Annotated in this window: 1 protein-coding gene; it reads left to right on the forward strand. The window is 67.7% G+C overall.

All coding sequences use genetic code 11. The features are described 5' to 3' along the window. Window positions 1-309 precede the first annotated feature (309 nt). A partial coding sequence (locus tag ACFYZY_RS06185) for a hypothetical protein (RefSeq protein WP_388689983.1) occupies window positions 310-882 on the forward strand: 573 nt, incomplete at its 3' end.

Consider the following 882-nt stretch of genomic DNA (forward strand, 5'->3'; position numbering starts at 1 on the left):
TTTTTTTTCTTTTTGTATTTGTTTTTTCTCTTCGTTGTTTGCTTTTGGGTTGTTGTGTTCGTTTTGTGTTTTTTGCTCCTAAGATACGAGGAGCACGCCCCCCCCCCCCCCCCCCATGAGCCGCCCAGGCCCTCACGGCCTGGGCTTTGCGACAGAGCCCTCCGGCTTTGTACCGCAGTCACCACCGAAACACCCATAGGGAGAAATGTGAGAATCCCCGAACCGGGATCCACATCAGGATTCCGCGAACGGCCCAGGTTCGACCAGCGGCCGGGCATACGCGTGGCCGCTGCAGGAATCGCACTGCTGATGGCTGTCTCGACAGTGGATGTGGCCGTCGCCGCACCCGTCGAGCGGCCCTCCACGCAGCCGCAGGAGCAGCCCGTCGCGACTACGGCCGCCGACATCCCCTCGGCCCGCGTCACGGCACGGCTGTCCGGCAGCCGGGTCGAAGCCCTGTCGGAACGCACCGAGACCTCGACGACCTGGGTCGATCCGAACGGCTCGCTCACCACCGAGCTGGCGGCCGGCCCCGTCCGGTTCCGTGACACCGCCACCGGACAGTGGCGTGACGTCGACGTCGCGCTCGCCGCGTCACCCGATGGCACGGTCGTGTCCAAGGCCCATCCGGCCGGGTTGAGGCTGGCGGGGAAGGCCGGTACCCGGGCGTCCTCCCTGCGTGCGGCCCAGGCCGCGCCGGCCACCGACCTGGTCACTCTCGGCCGGGGCGAGGAGCAGATCACGCTGCAGTGGCGGGGTGGTCTGCCCGCGCCGAAGCTGGACGGGGCCCGCGCCACCTACGCGGACGCCGTGCCCGGCGCCGATGTCGTGGTGGAGGCGACCCGTACGGGCTTCGAGCAGTTCGTCGACATCAAGGCCAGG

The organism is Streptomyces sp. NPDC001744, assembly GCF_042892575.1.
Taxonomy (GTDB): Bacteria; Actinomycetota; Actinomycetes; order Streptomycetales; family Streptomycetaceae; genus Streptomyces.